At 45.9% G+C, this 14,727-nt stretch carries 13 protein-coding genes; 4 read left to right on the top strand and 9 right to left on the bottom strand.

Annotated features, from left to right (window positions below; translation table 11 throughout):
* Window positions 1-33: 33 nt before the first annotated feature.
* Window positions 34-621: a hypothetical protein gene (locus tag K7I13_RS12445; protein ID WP_255946148.1), complete on the bottom strand. Its 588-nt coding sequence runs from the start codon at window positions 619-621 to the stop codon at window positions 34-36.
* Between the two features lie 284 nt (window positions 622-905).
* Between K7I13_RS12445 and K7I13_RS12440 the strand changes: the two genes are divergently transcribed.
* Window positions 906-1,619, top strand: a complete 714-nt coding sequence (locus tag K7I13_RS12440; RefSeq protein ID WP_255946147.1) for a DUF2238 domain-containing protein — start codon at window positions 906-908, stop codon at window positions 1,617-1,619.
* Between the two features lie 50 nt (window positions 1,620-1,669).
* Here the strand turns inward: K7I13_RS12440 and K7I13_RS12435 are convergent, their stop codons facing one another.
* The 6 genes from K7I13_RS12435 to K7I13_RS12410 form a co-directional block, all read right to left on the bottom strand.
* Window positions 1,670-2,224 carry a flavodoxin gene (locus K7I13_RS12435; protein WP_255946146.1) on the bottom strand — a complete coding sequence of 185 codons (555 nt, stop codon included), beginning with the start codon at window positions 2,222-2,224 and terminating at the stop codon, window positions 1,670-1,672.
* Between the two features lie 123 nt (window positions 2,225-2,347).
* Window positions 2,348-2,992, bottom strand: a complete 645-nt coding sequence (locus K7I13_RS12430) for a DUF6064 family protein (protein WP_255946145.1) — start codon at window positions 2,990-2,992, stop codon at window positions 2,348-2,350.
* Between the two features lie 32 nt (window positions 2,993-3,024).
* Entirely contained in the window at window positions 3,025-3,747 is a 723-nt protein-coding gene (locus K7I13_RS12425; protein ID WP_255946144.1) for an MBL fold metallo-hydrolase, read from the bottom strand.
* A 408-nt stretch (window positions 3,748-4,155) separates the two neighbouring features.
* Window positions 4,156-4,716: a GNAT family N-acetyltransferase gene (locus tag K7I13_RS12420; RefSeq protein WP_255946142.1), complete on the bottom strand. Its 561-nt coding sequence runs from the start codon at window positions 4,714-4,716 to the stop codon at window positions 4,156-4,158.
* Between the two features lie 92 nt (window positions 4,717-4,808).
* Complete coding sequence (locus K7I13_RS12415; RefSeq protein ID WP_255946140.1) at window positions 4,809-5,735, bottom strand: hypothetical protein; 927 nt, start codon at window positions 5,733-5,735, stop codon at window positions 4,809-4,811.
* A gap of 171 nt (window positions 5,736-5,906) precedes the next feature.
* Window positions 5,907-6,677, bottom strand: coding sequence for a DNA alkylation repair protein (locus K7I13_RS12410; RefSeq protein ID WP_255946137.1), 771 nt, complete (start codon window positions 6,675-6,677; stop codon window positions 5,907-5,909).
* A gap of 359 nt (window positions 6,678-7,036) precedes the next feature.
* Between K7I13_RS12410 and K7I13_RS15940 the strand changes: the two genes are divergently transcribed.
* From K7I13_RS15940 to K7I13_RS12390, 3 genes are all read left to right on the top strand, one after another.
* A complete protein-coding gene (locus tag K7I13_RS15940) occupies window positions 7,037-7,900 on the top strand; it encodes a cytidine deaminase (protein WP_439647442.1) in 864 nt (287 codons plus the stop codon).
* Between the two features lie 340 nt (window positions 7,901-8,240).
* Window positions 8,241-9,689 (top strand): YihY/virulence factor BrkB family protein, encoded by a 1,449-nt coding sequence (locus K7I13_RS12395; protein ID WP_255946135.1) that lies wholly within the window; start codon window positions 8,241-8,243, stop codon window positions 9,687-9,689.
* Between the two features lie 65 nt (window positions 9,690-9,754).
* Window positions 9,755-10,783 carry a CsgG/HfaB family protein gene (locus K7I13_RS12390; protein ID WP_255946132.1) on the top strand — a complete coding sequence of 343 codons (1,029 nt, stop codon included), beginning with the start codon at window positions 9,755-9,757 and terminating at the stop codon, window positions 10,781-10,783.
* Window positions 10,784-11,618: 835 nt separating this feature from the next.
* On the opposite strand, the gene K7I13_RS12385 is transcribed toward K7I13_RS12390, so the two are convergent.
* Both K7I13_RS12385 and K7I13_RS12380 read right to left on the bottom strand, forming a co-directional pair.
* Window positions 11,619-12,437, bottom strand: coding sequence for a response regulator (locus K7I13_RS12385; RefSeq protein ID WP_255946130.1), 819 nt, complete (start codon window positions 12,435-12,437; stop codon window positions 11,619-11,621).
* Between the two features lies 1 nt (window position 12,438).
* Window positions 12,439-13,761: a sensor histidine kinase gene (locus K7I13_RS12380; protein ID WP_255946128.1), complete on the bottom strand. Its 1,323-nt coding sequence runs from the start codon at window positions 13,759-13,761 to the stop codon at window positions 12,439-12,441.
* Window positions 13,762-14,727 lie beyond the last annotated feature (966 nt).

The raw sequence follows: 14,727 nt of genomic DNA, 5'->3' as shown, positions 1-14,727 counted from the left end.
CATTTTTTATTGCCCGGCATGAAAGATTCGTAATTATTGCTTTACAGCTCCGATAACCATGCCTGCGGAAATACCGGCCATGACCAAAGCGGCCATCAGGAGCGGGAGTATGCCGTCAATATATCCGGCCCGATTGTCAAGCCGGTAATAAAGCACATAGCAGACGATGCAGAAGATACACATCACACCGGTTACAATGGACAAAACAAGGGACATTGGCAGGGAGAACCTCCCCGCGCCATACAGGGCATTGACCTCGGCCAGCGCCAGCATGACCCAGCCCACAATTAAAAGCAGTTCTGTTGTTATCGGACGTTTGAAAAGCAGCAGGGTAACAGCCAGCAAAACAAGATAGGCGGCTGCGCCGCCCCACAGAAGATATTTTACCGGGAACAGCGCCGCGCGTACAGGTTCCGCCCGGATGCCCCTGACTATCAAAATAACTCCCGCCAGTCCCGTTATGCAGGCAGGGATCAGCAGCCAACCTGATCTCATTCCTTTGATGGGTCCAACAGGCTTAGAGGCCAGAAGCCACCATACAAGATAAAAGACGCAGCAGAGAACAAACAGTATATTCCCCGCGAAAATCTGTTTTGAGCCGGCACCAAAATCTGCGCGCATAAAATCAGTCTCCCTGCTTTACCATTGCTGCGATGTCAGCATGTTTTCTGATTAAAATATATACATTTTTCTCCATAAAATAAAAGAAAAACGCAAATACACTGAATCTGCTGATAATATGCAGTGTTCTATGAAAAACACCACTGATAAAAAAGTTTCCCTTCCTGCTGTGGCTTTTCTACTGATTATTTTCCAAAAAACAGGCGGGAGTGCATAGCAATTCTATCCCGTCATGGGTATATTTACATTATACCAGTCAAAATTATCCGCAGGAGTGATGTATTATGCAAAAAAAGAAAGTATCCATAAGCAAGATCGTATCGGTCTTTGTTTTCCTGTCGCTGCTGTTTTCCGTCGTTTTTATCATTATCAGGATTCACTTCGCCCCCGGGGAAGCGCCGCCGGATGACCCGCAGGTTAAGGTAAAGAGCGATTACTCGCTCATGCTGATCCAGTGTGTGCTTGGCGTGATAGTCTGGACCCTTCCCTCTCTTTTCCGGCGCAGGTTCAATATTGTGCTTCCCAACAGCTTTCTCATGATGTACTTTATTTTTCTCTACTGCGCCATCTATCTGGGCGAGGTGAGAAATTTTTACTTTGTGGTACCCCAGTGGGATACCATACTGCACGCATTCAGCGGAGCCATGCTGGGAGCCCTGGGGTTCTCGGTCGTCCTTTTATTGAATGACACAAAAAAAGCTCTCATCCATTTGAGTCCCCTGTTCGTTTCCATTTTTGCCTTTTGCTTTGCCGTTACGCTGGGCGTGTTCTGGGAAATCTACGAATTCACATTTGATGGACTGTTGGGCCTGAATATGCAGAAATTCATGCTGGAGGACAAAACCCCGCTACTCGGCAGAATGGCGCTGATGGATACCATGAAGGATCTTATTGTGGACGTCGTCGGAGCCTTTGCCATCTCACTGCTTGGATTTCTCATGATGAGGAAGAAGCCCTCATGGCTTTTAAACTTTGATATCAAAAAACAGACGGAATAAACAGGCCGTAACACCAGGCGGCCCGGGAGGAGAATACCGACCATTCTTCCTTAGTCCAGAATGTTGATCCGCCGGAGCCAGGCAGCCGCATCGTTCCGGGTCCCGCTGGCGTTGCCTGACGAAGTATGAAATCCTTCCAGGACCGCTGCTCCGGGAACCAGCCGCCGGATATCAGTTACGCTGCGGCTTATGCCGCTGCCGCCGCTGGTGCAAAAAGGAACGATGGTCTTGCCGGTAAAATCATAGCTTTCAAGGAACGTTACCAGTACCATGGGAATAGTACCGCCCCAGATCGGATAGCCAAGAAAGACCACATCATACGTGTCCATATTTGCTATCCCGGTCCGAAGGGGAACGCGGACTTCGCGGTCCCTTTCAAGACGATAGCGGGCGACAGTATCGCTATAGCTTGCCGGATAGGGTTCCGCCGGTTCAAGTTTAATCTTATCGCCTCCCACAAGACTGTGAACATGATTGGCCAGAGTTTCGGTATTTCCTGACTTGGAAAAATAAACCACCAGCTTTTTTTCCTGACCGGCGGATTGGGAAAATACGGGACAGGCCAGCAGCAGGGAAACAGCCGTAAGAACAAAATATTTTTCCATTATGAACTCCTTATAAATATGGATTGAATAATAGAAATATAAGTCCAGGAACCTGCTCTATGGCAATAGTTTTGCTGGTTACTTCATAAAAAAATCACAATTATATCCCGCGGATGTTCACGGTCATACGTTTTTTATCAGCTTCGATATATCACTCGTGTTTTTCCCGGAAAAATATCTGTTCCTGATTTCCCGGTAAGTGAGATAAACGCCATATATACCGCAGACCAGCAGAATAATATCTTCATATGCTTTAAAGAAAATAGATTTGATACCGGTCAAACCCCAGAGGGTTAGTAGCAGCAATAACACTATATTTTTTCTTCTGTATCCCGAATACACAGCAAGGCTGAGACTTATGACAGGACAGGGCATGATGTATGTTACCATTTCGGGAAATCTGTTCCCCAGAGCGAAAGATATAGCAGGATATAACGCAATAAGGACCAACAGAATAAACCGGGCAGTATTCGGTTTTGCAAGCGTATCCCTGCGGTTTTTTATACTCTCAAACAGAAACAGAAAACCGCAGCATAAATAGAGGGGCAAAGCAAAATACTTCTGGATAGGTTGTGTCCCGAATATTCCAAAAAAAACAATGCTGATAAATAAATTCACTAACCCCAATACGAATTTACCCGACCATTGTATTTTTCCGTTATATGAAAGTATCAGCGCGAAGATGAGTACACAGACGAAAACAATCTGTGGTATGGCTGTATGTGTATTGTATTCGCCGATAATTTTCCAGAATACATCTGCGTTCATTTCTGTCCTTCCCTATATTCTGCCCATTATGATTATTTTATGTGCATGGGGACAAGCTCCCTGTCATCCAGATAATGCCGGTATTTCCGCAAGTCCCGCGGAGGAAAAGGATTCCCGTGGGCGGGGATAATTCGCTTCGGATTCAGTCCCAGCATTTTATCCCAGGATAGCTGAAACTCACGTTTGCTGTCGATCCAGATTGTATGACGGGCAACGCTGATGACAGCATTCATTGCGGCGTCTCCGCAGAAGAGATCCCCTGTTTCAGTCATCAATAGTCCCATGGAATCAGCTGTATGTCCGGGAAGAAAAACAATACGGACAGGCAGTCCCAGTCTTTCAAATAGCTGGTCTTCCTCATTTTGAATATACAGAGCCTGTTTGCCGGGATTAAAACCCGGAAACCTGAAATCTTTTTTGAATACCCCGAATAACGATGCCAGCCTGCTGGAATAGCCTGCGCCCTCCTTTACCAGGTTCTCGCCTGCTTTCAGAACAGGGAGTCCGGCGGGATGGAGAACAAGACGGGCGTCACAGCGATCCATGAGGTCGGACAGAAAGCCGGCGTGGTCGTCATGGACGTGGGTGAGGAATATATATTTCAGTTCGGCGAGCGGAGCCAGCTTTTCAAAGGAGGAAACAAATTTATCACAGCCTCCCGGATAACCGGTATCGATGGCAATCCATCCGGTTTCTGTTTCAAGCAGATAATTCCGCAGCATATAGTTCCCAATTTCATGTACCCTGATCTCCATAGTGTTGTCTCCTTTTTCAGTTTTCAAGCTCAGACAAAAAAACTCAAATATGGTATTAACCATACTTGAGTTCACTATGCAAGAAAAATTAAAACTCAATGTATAGTTTTATACCATACATGAGTCTCGTTTTTTAAGGCAAGCCAGGTAACAATACCAGTGTGTTGACTTGCCGCACGCCTGCGCGTGCTAACTACTCCCTCACGGGTTAATCATTTACTTTCTATAAAGTAGCATAGAAATACTATACCCGTCAACGAAACATCAAATTTGAAAAAACCTGATAGCTTACCGGCGGCTTTACCAGTTTACTGTTCCGCAAGGCCGAAGCCTCGCAATCCCTCAATAGTATTCTTCGTCAGTCCTGTTTCCTAATCGCTTCGATCAGCCCGCTGCCATAAGGGTTTATCAAATACAATCTTTCGCTTTTTTGCATACCCAGGGAGTAAAAAAAAGACTTAATGGAATTCCCAGATATCTTTTGATTGTGTCCGTAAATTCCCCAGGACTCATCACACGGCCGTTAATCAGTATTTCATATAACTTACCATTTTGTTTGAACATATAACCGGATTCTTTGAATCCATTAGTGGTATAAAATTTCTTCCGCTTAATCCGCGACTCCCTATTCGCCGCATTTCCTTCGACCGCCTCTATGTTCAGAAAAATACGGTATCCGGGATACTTATTTTTTATTCCGGTTATGCCCCTGCCTCTGTACCCTTTTGAATGCAGGCCCGGGTCAATGGCGAGATAAAAAATGAACAGTATATCGTGATTAAAAATCAGATAGATAAATCCGATGCGTATGTGACCGTCAAAAATATTAAGGAATGCCGCATTTACAGATGCTCTTTTTTCGAAAGGATACCAAAAGGGAACCTGCTCTTCCCGGGGAAATGCCGCACTATATAACTGTTTGACGGCAGCGTAGTCCGTTTTTTTTATATCAGTAAATTCAATTTTCATATACATTCATTCAGCAGTTTGTCCGGGCTGTATCAAGACAGCAAGGGATTTGGTTTTCATCCCGGACTGGCGGCGACTGGGCCCAAGTTTTTTTATTCCCCAAATAGAAGAAGTCTGTCCAACCCAATACCGCTGATTAAGCAGCGTTCCTTTTTGCTGCCGAGCATTTGATACATCCAGTCAACAAACCCGCCGTCGCCGATTTCAATTTTCTCCTTTCCTGTTTCCATGTATATCTTGAAGTTGATGCCCTGGTAATATTTGTTGTCAATATCATCATAGTCAAAAGAAAGAGGCGTATCAGGAAACATGGTTTGCACAGCTTCGGTCATTTTACCGAAAAAGCCGTCGCCGTCTTTGTATCCGCTCCGTTTCCGCAGAACGATTGATAGCCTTGCCCTGAATTGTTCCCGGAGCAGCGCCCGGTAAAAAAACAAATGCTTTTCCAGCAGTTCTTTTTCGCTGGAGTAGGAACCTGTATCCTTACCCGACGATACCATACAAAAAAGGCCGAAGTGAGCAAAGAAGCCTTCTCCGGAAAACGCCTGGGCCCGGACAACCCGGGCAGTCGCCGCGTAATGCAATGGAGTGATATTTGCTGCCGCCCTGCTTTTCAGTTTATCCGCGATAATGATGGCAAGCATATTCGAAGGATCGGACAGCATTTCCGTACCGCGCAGGGAGCTGATCACATTGTACTGGTCCACGCATCCAAAAACGCTGCAGCTGCCCAGAGGCGCGGACGGAGAAAGCAGAATTGTCCGGATATCCATTTTCTGCGCCTCGGTTAAGAGCAGTGTTTCCAGAGTGTGAACTGTAAGCGGATCGGCGTCGCCGGCGACAGAAAACCGGTTGGACCGATAGGCTTTTAGTATATCAGCAGGAGTACACAAGCCTGTGTGTCGTTCAAAAAGTTCCAGCAGCAGAGAGTTCAGATCTGCCTTTGGAAGAGAAAGAAGTTTATCCAGTATTTCCGGGTCGCCAGTTTGTTCTAAAACCCTGTTCAGGATTGTTCCCATAGATGCCGCCTCATTCTACCGTATGTTTTGTGTTATTATTCATTACTATACCCAGCTAAAACAAATATAGTAAAGGGCGGAAAACCGAAGGCAGCGGCAAAATGAGAAGTAATAGTTTTTAAAAACAGCCGTCCCGCAAAATTCATACAGGATTTAAATATCATTCCTGTCTTATGGGTTATGATTTTTTTCCGGCGCTTTTTTCTTTTTCCGCAGGCTTCGGCTGCCGTGGTGAATAATCCACAGGGTTGCTTCTGAAGTGCCATCGGTCATCCAGGCATCGACAATAAACCGGGCCTTTTCGCTATCGTATTTATACAGATCATTCAGGTTATTGGCTACCGTCAGTCTGATATACTTATCCTCATCATGCCGCAGGTTACCGAGTATCTCCGTATATGCGTCAAATTGTTCAACAGCCGAGGTCATCTTCTTTGCCCAGGGCAGGCTGATACGCATACATTCGCTGGACAGCCGCCGGACAAACACGCTTTTGTCCTGGCTCCACTTTTTCAGAACTGTCATGCTTTTTTGGGGATAGGCCCTGATTAAGGGACGCATGGCGAATTCCCCGGTATATCTTTTTGTGAGTTCCTTGATAAACGCAGCCGATGCATCATAATGCTCGGGGTGATCCGCGCAATGCTCTTCTACATATCTGCCGATAGGCGCCAGCCACATTCCGTCCGAATACATATTTCCAAGTGATGACAGCTCAGGCCCCAGCAATTCCCTGAATAGTCTGATGGTTTCAGGATACTCCGGCAGGTAGCGGTCAAATACCTCTACGATAGCCTGCATCCTCTGCGTATACTCCTTGCCCTCCACAGAACCGGCAATATCCTCAATAAACCCTTTTTTGTCCAGGGCAGTGTATTTTTCCGAAATCCTGTCCGCCAGCATCCCGGCATAGTCGCGGCTGTAATAATCCTTGATTTTCATAGACATTATCCTTTTTCATAATTGATATTACCATATAAAACATGACAGGTTATGTCATGTTTTATATGATCGTTTTTTTTCTGAAGATGCCGGTCCTGGAAAGCAGCCATTCCTTATAGGAAAAAGTATTTTTTCCGTCCTAAAGCCGGGGAACGGTTTTGGCGGCAGAGTAATCTGTTTCCCTACTGTGAAAGTTAATTACAGGATATCCACAGTTTTTTTTATAAATTCTTTTTTCCCGTGAATATTGGGGTATAATTGAGTTGTCCGATAACTGTCCGGAACACAGGGCTTAGCCGGCAATCGGACAACTCATGGTTTCCCTGTCCAGGAAAATTCATACATTGCGGCGGTGTTTTTTGGAAAAGATTGATTTGGACAGACTCTTTGAAATAGCCAGAGAAGCGGCGGAAGCGGCCTACGCCCCGTATTCCCGCTTCCGGATGGGAGCCGCGGTTCTGGCGGAAGACGGTACCATTTACACAGGCTGTAATATTGAAAATAGAACCTACGGCCTGAGCGTTTGCGCGGAAAAAGTGGCCCTTCTCAAGGCAGTCAGCGAAGGACGACGGTCTCTCCTGGCCCTGGCCATTGCCGCCCTTGACTCACCCATTCCTGTTGGTCCGTGCGGGGCCTGCCGTCATTTATACAGCGAGTTCATGTCTCCCGACGCGATAATCCGCTTTGGAGGTTCAGATCATGAACGGATGGATATGTCCCTGGGAAACCTGCTGCCCTATGACTCTTTCAAGCCTGAAGTCGCGGATTTGACAATCCCTCCTCTTGCCCAACAATGCGGTAAAGAGAAGTATAAAAAACATAATGATATTTATTACCACCTCCGTCAGGCATGGAAGGCGGAAATGGATAAGGATCATGTTACCGCCCAAAAGGAATATCATAACAGCGCAAAGGCATTCAAGCAGGCCAGCGCCGAAGCTGAAATTGAAGAATCAGAAAAACAGTATTTAGAGTTTATCGAACAAAGGCTGGGGTTAAGAGGCATCAACGCTGAAAACCATGTTAATCTGACACCCCGGGAACAGGAGGTATTAGTTATGCTGCTTTCCGGCAGAGTACCCAAGCAAATCGCCGGTAAGCTGAACATCAGTTATGAAACAACCCGCTTCCATATAAAGAATCTGTACCGGAAACTGAATATTCAAAGCAGGGCTGAACTTTTTGACATGTATTATTCAGACCTGGGCAAAGAAAAGCCATAGAGATATCAGGTTTCTCTGCAAGTCCGCCGCCCACCCAAAAAACAAGTATCACACAATTTTGGGATTCAAAAATGCCAAGGACTCCCCAACCCACCCAATTTTGCAAGTTGTTAATACTATTTTCTCCATATACTATTAAAGTACCATTGAAAACTCCGGCCGGATTTTCAGGGGAGCCTCGGAGAAACCCGCTCGTTTATTAAATCATAAAGATTCAAAATTCAGCGATTTTCTCCGGGAGATAAAAATTGCAAAAAAGTGACGTTTTCAGAGATGTCTTTACACTACATTCGGGAAAGACAGACGAAAAGAATGAGTACGTGCATTGCAAGGAGTTATTATGTCATGGGAAAGCCAAAGAAAACGCGATGAAAGGCAGCAGGCAAAATTTTTGGGCGGTATTGCTTCAGTAGGAGTTATAGCGATAGTCGCGGGACTTGTTGCCATGCTAGTCCTCATTGCCGCGGCAGGATTCCGGGGCGCCTTTATCCTGCTCAAGACCTTCTGGCTGTATCCGCTGGTAGTTCTGGCGGCCATTATTGTGTTTGCCCTTATTAATAAAATCCTGCGTGTCCCCATATTGAATAAAATACTGGGTCTCGTAGCGGCGGTGGCGATATGTTTTTTCGGCTTTAAGGGCGTCACCTCGTATTATGGAAACAGCAATATGTATTTCGCTTCAATCTATTCCGCCGATTTTATTCAGGCCCTGTCTGACGGGAAAGCACCGGCCCTGTATGGAAAACGGAATAAAAAAGGTGAAGTCCTTGCGCAATTAACGGTAAATCAGAAAGTAACAGTGAATGGAATATCCTTTAATCTGCAGGAATACAATATTACCACCGCGAACGGTGTAACCGGCTGGGTGGAGCGGGCCGCTTTCCCCGAGGACGCTGCAGACATGCTTGCCATTAACATTGGACTGGATGGAATCGACAGCGAGGAGATCGCGGCGGACCGCCAGACGGAACGGCTAATGGAAAAATATCTTGCGGTAAAACGTGAAAGCATTAGGATGGGTGTGCCTGTTAACTATTTTGCCATTTCCGACGCAAGCCTGCGCCGTTCCATCAGTGTTAACACGAAAACGCCGGCGCAGATTGTGGACCGTAAAGCCTTCAAGAAAGAAGGCGCAGCCCTTGCCGACGCCGGGGTGAACGTCATCCTGGAAAATATTATGTACGCCGATGACTGCACCCTTGTCTACCTCAGCGTTACAGATACCCGTTATTGGGCCCTGGCCGGGGGACCCGGCGCGCTTAATACGACCGCGTGGCAGAAAGCCCTGGTAGTAAAGGACCTGGACTCCGGTGAAGAATGGCACCTGATGCAGGGAGATTACAGCAGATCCTTCAACTATGACAAAGTTTCAAACGGCTATAGATCAAGCGTGGTCTTCTTTTTCCCGCCCTTTAAGTCGCGGAATTTTTCATTAACTCACGGCGGCGTGTCCCCCTTCCCGACAGCTCGAAGAAAACAGGCTACGGAGGATTACTGGGGCTCATCTCAAGCCTCACAGGACAGGACCGGGCGTCAGATTTCTATATTGACTACAATTTTCCGCAGGTGCGGGTACGGTAAAAGCAACAGGAGTATTGATATGGGATTTTTCAGCGACATAAAAGAGGCTTTCATAGACGGCTATGAAGAAACGGCGAACCGCAAACCGAACCCGAAGGAAGAAAGCAGCGCCGATGAGACGCCGAAGAAAAAAGGATTATTCCAGGAAATAAAGGATGCCTTCAAGGAAGGCCATGATTCAACAGCTGGAAAACAAGATGATCAATAAGGGCTGTTCCTGAATGTCAGATTTTGGAACAGGCGCAATGGTAATAAGTAATATTATGGCACACTATGCACTTAAAGAAAAATAATACTAAAGACAGACCCCATGTTTTTTCCGCTTTGGGGATATGCGGTCCCAGACTTTGGGCTGCCGCGATTCTTGTGATTTGCCTGTCAGCGGGCTGCAGTTCATCCCCGGAAACCGTTGTCCCTGACGGACTGGATTCAGCAATCCTTGAAGGGACTGCTTACCTTAATCAAAATATTCCGGAAGGAACCAAACTGGCAATAATCGCCGTCAAGTCCGATTATCCGGCTCTTTCTGAATATGTCATTGATACCCTTACGGAAAACATAGTCAACGGCCGCTCATTTACGGTTGTTGAACGTAATCAGCTTGATGTTATACGTACGGAGTTACACTTTCAGATGTCAGGGGATGTGGATGACAACTCGGCCCAGGCAATAGGGCAGATGGCGGGCGCGCAGACAATAGTTGTGGGGGCGGTATCTGCCTTGGGTAATAAATGGCGGTTGTCGCTCCGAGCGCTGACCGTGGAAAAGGCGGAAGTACAGGGACTGTTCAGCAAAAACATTCCTGACACCGGCATTATGGAAGCGCTCACATCAGGCGCGGATACAGCAAAAGGCAGACCCGCTGACGGCGATACGGCGGGTCAGGCTCAAAATACATTACGTCCTTTACAATCCGTCACCACAACATCACAGACCTCCAAACTGCAAAATGGAATGTATACACTTATGCCCCGTCCCCGGGGAAGGCTGAATGGCGTCTGGGAGGATATTTATATTTCCCGGATTGAAGTAGATAATGAGTATATAACTATTTTTTTTGAAAACAAGGAAACCGCGGGAGACGGTTATGGGCGAATCGGTTCGGTTAATTGGGATGCGGGCTATGCTACATTAATCGATCTCGACAGGCCAAGTGTTTATAAAAAAAATACAGGCCGGACCGGAAAAAATAATGGGTATATTGTATCCTGTGTATTTCAGCGGATCGACGGCAAGCGGCTGCGGATGGAAAACAGACAGGGGATTATTTTCACAGAGATAACACTCGGCAACCCTGATTAGAAACGCTGAGTCGGTACGCACTGTCAGACAGCGCTAATCACTGATAATTTATCAAACCGGAAGTTTTGGGGTTCTGCCGTGTGCCCTCCTTTGGGTCGAAACTGGTACGCCGGAAGAAAAACACACCATTCACCGTGATAAAGTTTCTGTTCAGTCGGCATTTTTTTTCCGAAGCGGAACCTCTCGGCCAGATGCGGTCACTGACATACGCAGGGTTATCAGCCGCACAATCAGAGATGGTCATGGTTTCTGAAAAAAGGCGGAAAGATATCCGGCGAGACATCTTTCCGCACTTTTTCCAGTGATAGCATTACTGGCAGCCATTCCCGGAACACCGGATCAGTCAATGATACGGTGTTCCAAAACCGGTCAACTATCTCAGGTTCTATTGAACAATATTATTGGAAGACATAACTGTAACATTACCTTTTCTGCCGGCTGTGAAAAATTTATTCCCGTCAAAAAGCTGGAGTATACATTGTTGCCAGTTCCGAATAGGGATATCGTAGTGGCGGTCCAGTCCATCCCGTCAAGGGAACAGGCCATTTGGCGCCCGGCGCGCCCGCGATAAACATTCCTCCGCCGTAGGATACAGTGTAGGGGTAATTAGTACCAGTGAATGGGGAGGTGGTCACCTCAGCCCAGGTTTCTCCATCCTCGGAATATCTGATTTTAGTGTTTTTTCCGTTTACAAGAACGAATTTCCCTATGGTATGACGTAATCAAAACGGCGATCATTAACAGCAGGGGATAAGCATTTTTTTATAAAAAACGACTGATTTTGAATACCAGTCCGAAAACCGGCGTCAAAAACTGTAAAAACCAATGGTTAAAATTATATACCTGAAAGTTCTTCTTTCTTCGGCATAAGGCCTGTCAGAATTCCTGTGGTTGACTCACCCCAACTGTATTCAGCCATATATTCTCCGCAGAAAGTGTTCAGGGCTCTGACATCGCCGTTCAAAAAATCAATATAATCACTTGTATACATATTGGTATCAATGGATATCTGGCCCCAGTAACGGCGTACCAGTCCGTCAACGCCCGCATCACTGAGAATCTGCTCCAGACGGATCATGATTTTCCGTATCTGCTGCTGCAGTGAACGGGTATATCCCCGGTTTTCCCAGAGTACTGCGGCGATTTCCTTTTTTGTCACACTGGAACCGTTTTTATGCACCAGGTAAGCCAGGAGTTCCTTTGATTTTGACCGCGTCATGGGAAGGAGTTTTCCATGTACATACACCTCAAAATTTCCGAAACAGTGCATCCGTACGGGCGTTCTCTCAGAGTCATCTACGGGATACCTCAAATTCCGGAGTTCCCGTTCTATTTCATCCTTTCCGGCAGGCTTGAGTATATAACCGGAGGCGTGCATGGAAAAAGCGTTGCCCATATAATCACCGTAGGCGGTGACAAAAATAATATTGGTCTTATTGTTCAAAGCTTTCAGATGCAGCGCCAAATCCAGCCCGGACATTTCGCTCAGTTCAACATCGAGAAGCGCCACATCAACGGAATTTTCCGCCGCGCAGGACAGGGCATCCTCGGCGTTATCGAAACAGGAAAGGCTGTGCTCCGGAAAGAGATTTTCTACGGTATTCCTGAGTTCTCCAAGAATGTATTCTTCATCATCTACAATAAGTATATGCATATCATTTCCTTTTCCATTTTATCGCAGGCAGATCTCTTGAATTTCTGAATTCCGGTATACTCAAAACAGCGGTTGTCCCCTGCCCAGGCGCGCTGCTGATATCAAGTGAACCGCCGCACATAAGCTGGAGCCGGCTGCGCACGTTCTCAATACCGATATGGCTGCGCCCATCCGCCTTTTTGATTTCGGTAGGATCAAATCCCTGCCCATTGTCTGAAACCGTTACCTGCCAGGCTTCGTCAGTCGCCGATGTGCGGATAGTTACTGTTCCTCCCTGCCGTTGCTTTGCGGCGCCGTAGCGGACCGCGTTTTCCACTATGGGCTGGAGCGCAAGGGACGGAATATCAAAATCCGTTAGGGTTATATCATAAATAATTTCCAGTTTCTTACCGAAACGTTTTTTCTCCAGGGACAGATAGGTTTTTACATGATCCATTTCATCGAGAAAAGGAATCGGGCCGGGCCGGGAAAGGGACTCAAGGTTATGCCTGAGATAACTGCTGAAATCAATAATAGTTTCCTTTGCGGTTTTCGGATCAATATCACAAAGCGCGCCAATAGTATGCAGGGAGTTGAATAGAAAGTGGGGCTGGATCTGACTGAGCATGATTGCAACCTGATTTTCCATAAGTTTAAGCTCCTTGTCCTTAAGCTCTTTATCCCGCTGCGTCTGAATGTTTACAAAGATAATCAGCAGGGCAAGGACGATGGACGCCTGTCCAAGCATCAGATTGAGATTAAGATAATTTATTACAAGCGCAATAGTCGGAACCGTTACATAGGTCATAAAAATTACGGTATTTTTTCTCCCCAGAGTTTTCCTGTGATGCAGTACAACGATAATAATCATCAGGAAAAGTACCGCGCTTCCTGCATATACTATCCAGACATGCGGCCCCCACCGGAAAACATTCTGTTCAGTGATGGAATAAAGCATTCCGTTGAACTGCGTTATTATGAGAATAACATGAAAAAGAATTACCACCACGGCGGCGGCAAATCTTATAATTCTGATTAATTTCTTTTCCCCGGGAATACTGGCCGAAATATAGAGAAGCAGCACCGCTACATCAATGACCCCAAGACTGTAAACCAGAAAGTTTGACGATTTCATCACAACATTGAAAAATATTCCAGGGTAACCGTCAAACGCCCAGGAAACCGCGTCGCAAAGCTGCACAGCCGTATGCAGGCACAAAACCAGCAAAAACAGCCGGCCCGGCACAGTATTCTTATCAGTACTGCTAAGCTGGCATACTATCAATATGATTAAAACAGCGGCGCTGAATAATTCCAGCACCACATTGGTTAATGTATATTCCATGATATTCTCCCCGGATTATTTCCGGAATTAGTCAGGCCAAGGCCACAATTATTATGTACTTTGAATAATAAATCGTGATGTAATCAAGAAGTATGTCAATTAATATAAAATGTGACAATAAAATGAGGTGTCCGGATTCCGGAAGTCAATAAAATAGGCATCTAAGATGAATGTATGTGGTCAGGACGCTTCTGGTATCCCCTCACAAAGTCAGTTTTGAGTTATTAATTCAACTTTCCGCTTATTGTAGGTTTTGGTAATCCGGCGTATACCGGTTAGATACTTTGTAAAAGTAATATACCAAATCCTGCTCTGTTCCTGCTGATCGGATAAAAAAGGCACAAGGAAAAAATCCTGCTTTCTCATCACTTCAGACTGAAAAACAAGAGGTTTTCAGCCTTACGCTTTTGATATAGTGGAGGAAAACACGTTTTTTGTGGAGGCAGTGAGGAGAGACTTGTTTTCGCGGCTCTTGTTTTGCTCTAAGCCGTTAATTGTAACGGATTATCTATAGGCCCGCCCGGACTTGAGTCAGGAACCTACGGATTTTGAGCAATGGCTGAATCTGACCGCCTTATTCTCCGGCGCACCATAGTGCGGTATAGTATTTATTTTTTTGCATTACATAAGGAAGCGGACAAGGCTTTTCTTACGCTTTATCGTGCTTCAAAAAGTCTTTGCAGATCATAAAATGCTGTTCCGGTTCACTTGATGATCTTAACTATTCCCACGAACCATTCCGTGTTCTTCTCATACAATCCCTCCCAAAAGGATTGCTATTTTATTCAGCCGGGATATTATTTTCTATATAATTGTAAATCACCGGAGATGGGAAAAGTTTCTAAAGCCCGGAATGACACGTACCAGATGTTATTACGCCTGGTTAAATAAAAAAGACGCATATTCACTCCTTGGCACACTGGAGGAAAACACGCCTTTTGTGGTGGTAGTGTGGCGAAACTGAGT

It is taken from the genome of Brucepastera parasyntrophica, assembly GCF_022376835.1.
Lineage (GTDB): Bacteria > Spirochaetota > Spirochaetia > Treponematales > Treponemataceae > Brucepastera > Brucepastera parasyntrophica.
Note: the sequence above shows the minus strand (reverse complement) of the source record. Positions and strands in the feature narration are given on the sequence as shown.

Bases quoted from the DNA above. Each gene is read 5' to 3' on its own strand.
- K7I13_RS12445 (WP_255946148.1), bottom strand. From the start codon at position 621: ATGCGCGCAGATTTTGGTGCCGGCTCAAAACAGATTTTCGCGGGGAAT.
- K7I13_RS12440 (WP_255946147.1), top strand. From the start codon at position 906: ATGCAAAAAAAGAAAGTATCCATAAGCAAGATCGTATCGGTCTTTGTT.
- K7I13_RS12435 (WP_255946146.1), bottom strand. From the start codon at position 2,224: ATGGAAAAATATTTTGTTCTTACGGCTGTTTCCCTGCTGCTGGCCTGT.
- K7I13_RS12430 (WP_255946145.1), bottom strand. From the start codon at position 2,992: ATGAACGCAGATGTATTCTGGAAAATTATCGGCGAATACAATACACAT.
- K7I13_RS12425 (WP_255946144.1), bottom strand. From the start codon at position 3,747: ATGGAGATCAGGGTACATGAAATTGGGAACTATATGCTGCGGAATTAT.
- K7I13_RS12420 (WP_255946142.1), bottom strand. From the start codon at position 4,716: ATGAAAATTGAATTTACTGATATAAAAAAAACGGACTACGCTGCCGTC.
- K7I13_RS12415 (WP_255946140.1), bottom strand. From the start codon at position 5,735: ATGGGAACAATCCTGAACAGGGTTTTAGAACAAACTGGCGACCCGGAA.
- K7I13_RS12410 (WP_255946137.1), bottom strand. From the start codon at position 6,677: ATGAAAATCAAGGATTATTACAGCCGCGACTATGCCGGGATGCTGGCG.
- K7I13_RS12395 (WP_255946135.1), top strand. From the start codon at position 8,241: ATGTCATGGGAAAGCCAAAGAAAACGCGATGAAAGGCAGCAGGCAAAA.
- K7I13_RS12390 (WP_255946132.1), top strand. From the start codon at position 9,755: ATGCACTTAAAGAAAAATAATACTAAAGACAGACCCCATGTTTTTTCC.
- K7I13_RS12385 (WP_255946130.1), bottom strand. From the start codon at position 12,437: ATGCATATACTTATTGTAGATGATGAAGAATACATTCTTGGAGAACTC.
- K7I13_RS12380 (WP_255946128.1), bottom strand. From the start codon at position 13,761: ATGGAATATACATTAACCAATGTGGTGCTGGAATTATTCAGCGCCGCT.